Annotated in this window: 4 protein-coding genes; all 4 read right to left on the bottom strand. The window is 44.0% G+C overall.

What is annotated here, in order from left to right; genetic code table 11:
* Window positions 1–111, bottom strand: a 111-nt coding sequence (locus CXF78_RS18350) for a HisA/HisF-related TIM barrel protein (protein ID WP_257984943.1), incomplete at its 3' end; no start/stop codon positions are given.
* The gene (gene hisH, locus CXF78_RS18345; RefSeq protein ID WP_102037563.1) at window positions 108–770 is read right to left on the bottom strand and encodes an imidazole glycerol phosphate synthase subunit HisH; all 663 of its coding nucleotides are present in this window, start codon (window positions 768–770) and stop codon (window positions 108–110) included. The genes hisH and CXF78_RS18350, both read right to left, overlap by 4 nt.
* Window positions 771–779: 9 nt before the next feature.
* Window positions 780–1,847 carry a bifunctional histidinol-phosphatase/imidazoleglycerol-phosphate dehydratase HisB gene (gene hisB, locus CXF78_RS18340; RefSeq protein ID WP_102037562.1) on the bottom strand — a complete coding sequence of 356 codons (1,068 nt, stop codon included), beginning with the start codon at window positions 1,845–1,847 and terminating at the stop codon, window positions 780–782.
* A 73-nt stretch (window positions 1,848–1,920) separates the two neighbouring features.
* Window positions 1,921–2,970: a histidinol-phosphate transaminase gene (gene hisC, locus CXF78_RS18335; RefSeq protein WP_102037561.1), complete on the bottom strand. Its 1,050-nt coding sequence runs from the start codon at window positions 2,968–2,970 to the stop codon at window positions 1,921–1,923.
* Window positions 2,971–3,106: the final 136 nt, after the last annotated feature.

Below are 3,106 nucleotides of genomic sequence, written 5' to 3'. Positions count from 1 at the left end.
AGACTGTAGTTGTGCCAACGGACTTAAGTCAAACGTGGTCTGTTTGTCGTAGTCACCTTGGTACAAGCGCACCACTTGGCCGTCAATTAAATCAATGGCAGGAATAATCACTGTGGTGTCCTCATGTTTAACCCCATCTGTAAAAAGTTCTGTAAAATTTGCGCGCCTACTTTGGCACTTTTTTCTGGGTGGAATTGCACCCCAAAAAAGTTATCTTTGCCAATGGCTGCACTGAATGATTCACCATAAGTGCAGCTGGCTAGGGTGTACTCACTGATTGGTGCTCGGTAACTGTGCACAAAATACACGTAGCTGCCATTTTCAATGCCGACAAATAATGGGTGATCGGACACCTCTATTTGATTCCAGCCCATGTGCGGTAACGGTAAGCCTTTACTGTCTAGGTCGCCAATATCCGTTGGTACTAAGCCTAAACAGGTGATGCTTTGTTCGCTGCGGCCGCCATGCTCATTAGACAATGATGCCAGCATTTGCATGCCTAAGCATACGCCCATAACCGGTTGCGTTAAGCTTTTAATCAGCTCGATTAAGTTCTTTTGCTTTAAGGCGTCCATTGCTGCACCTGCGGTGCCAACGCCTGGTAGTACCACTCTTGCAGCGCTTCGAATAACATCAAAGTCAGCGCTGACAATGACATTGGCGTTAAGGCGCTCAAAAGCAAATCGTACTGAGCTTAAATTGGCACAACCAGTATCAATAATCACAGTAAGATCATTGGTAGAGCTTGAAGCATTCAATATTTGTGTCACATGAACTCCTTACAGCACACCTTTGCTTGATGGCAGTATGTCACCTTCCACTTTCACCGCTTGGCGAAGTGTGCGGCCTAGCACTTTAAATAGCGCTTCCACTTTGTGGTGATCATTGTCGCCTTTCGAGCCAATGTGTAAAGTGCAACGCAGACCATCAGCGAATGAGCGGAAGAAGTGAGGTACCATTTCGATAGCCATTTCACCCACCATTTCACGGTCAAAATCAGCACTGAATTTTATAAACGGACGACCAGAAATGTCCATTAAGCATTCGCCACTGGCTTCATCCATCGGTAAGCTGAAACCAAAACGAGCAATACCGCGCTTGTCGCCTAAGGCTTGACGAATTGCGTCGCCAATCGCGAGAGCAGTGTCTTCTACGCTGTGGTGGTCATCAATTTCTAGGTCGCCGTCAACATGGACGTCCATTTTAAAGTTACCGTGGGTTTGAATTTGATCTAGCATGTGGTCAAAAAAGCCAATACCAGTTTCAATCTTACCTTTGCTTTGGTTGTCTAAGTCGATGGTGACTTTGATGTCAGTTTCTTTGGTGGTACGCACGACCGTCGCAACGCGACCTTTACTCAGTAACGCGCTGGTAATAGTGTCCCAGTCGAGTGTTTGACGATTATATTTAAAGCTTTTAATGCCCATGGCATTGGCAAGTTCAACGTCAGTTTCACGATCGCCAATGACTGCCGATTCGGTAAAATCCACTTTGCCTTGGGTTAAATAGTCTTTTACTAAGCCCAGTTTGGGCTTACGGCAGCTGCAGTTTTCATCATTAAAGTGTGGACAGATAACTACATCGTCAAATATCACACCTTGGCTTGCAAAAATTTGCATCATCATGTCGTGCGGGGCATCAAAGTCTTCTTTTGGAAACGAAGGTGTGCCCAAACCGTCTTGATTGCTGACCATCACTAAGCGGAAACCTGCATTCTGTAATTTAAGTAACGCTGGGATCACTTTTGGCTCAAATACTAATTTTGCCAAACTATCGAGTTGCTTATCGATGGCTGGTTCTTCAACTAATGTACCGTCGCGGTCGATAAAAAGGATTTTCTGTTTCATGCTAACTACCTTAAATGGTGATATCTAATTCTTATTTATGATGTATAGGGTATTGGCCGATATGTAACGTGCCTTAACGAAATAACTGAATAATCACATCGGTTTCTTTGGCTGAGGTAAAACTAAAACGAATTGCATCAGCAAGGCGTGGATCTTTGTACGCACGAGCAACCACACCGGAATCACTGAGTCTTTTTGCTGCTGCATTAACATCGTCAAATTTAGCTAATACATAATTACCGTTGGCAGGTAACACGTTAGCGCCATAAGCGGTTAATGCAGTACTTAAACGTTTACCTTGTTCAATTAAACTGGCCACTTGAGTTCGCATTGTGTCGATACCAGCAGGACTTAACGCTTTTACTGCAAGGTCTGACACTGGTAATGGCACCGGATAAGGAGCAATAACTCGCATGACTAAATCAATAATGTCATCATTTGCGAGCATAAAACCACAACGTGCGCCCGCTAACGCAAATGCTTTTGATAATGTACGTAACACGACAAGGTTAGGGTATGTACCCAGTAAATCAGCCACGCTGTAGTCTGGGCAAAATTCAATGTAGGCTTCGTCTACCACCACAATTGCATTTGGCGCCGCTTGAATAGCCTGTTCAATTTTATCTTTAGCTATCACTGTACCTGTTGGGTTATTTGGATTACAAATAAATACAATTTTGGCACTACCGATTTGAGTTGACCATGCATCAGGTAATTGATAGTCATCGGTTAAACTTAACGCGGTAACCGCCACATTAAACGTGGCAGCACTAATAGCGTACATGCCATAAGTGGGACCAAAACAAGCAATACTGTCTACACCAGGAATACAAAATGTTCGAATGAGCAATTCAATTGCTTCGTCAGCACCACGGCTAGCAATCACGTTACTGGCTTTTACGCCAGCATAATCGCTGTAAGCATTGATTAATGCTGGCGGCTGGCACTCAGGGTAACGATTAACTTTATCAAGCTCACTATTATTGAATGGTGATTCATTGGCATTAATCCAAATATCTCCACGACCACCAATTCGTCGTGCACTCTGGTAGGGGGTCAACGTCAATAATTCGGGTCTGGCCAACGTTTTTGGATCAAAAGGCGCAGCTAAGGTTTGGCTCATGGTGGTGTTCTCTACTTTCTACTCTATAAGGTGCTAACTAGCGCTTAGCGATAGCGCTGACAATATGAATGACTCACTACTCAAAACTGGCTAAGCGAATGGCGATAGCATTTTTATGCGCATCTAATAATTCATT

The organism is Shewanella sp. 11B5 (assembly GCF_002836795.1).
GTDB lineage: Bacteria > Pseudomonadota > Gammaproteobacteria > Enterobacterales > Shewanellaceae > Shewanella > Shewanella frigidimarina.
The sequence above is the reverse complement of the archived record's forward strand: the minus strand, read 5'-3'. Positions and strand labels throughout refer to the sequence as shown.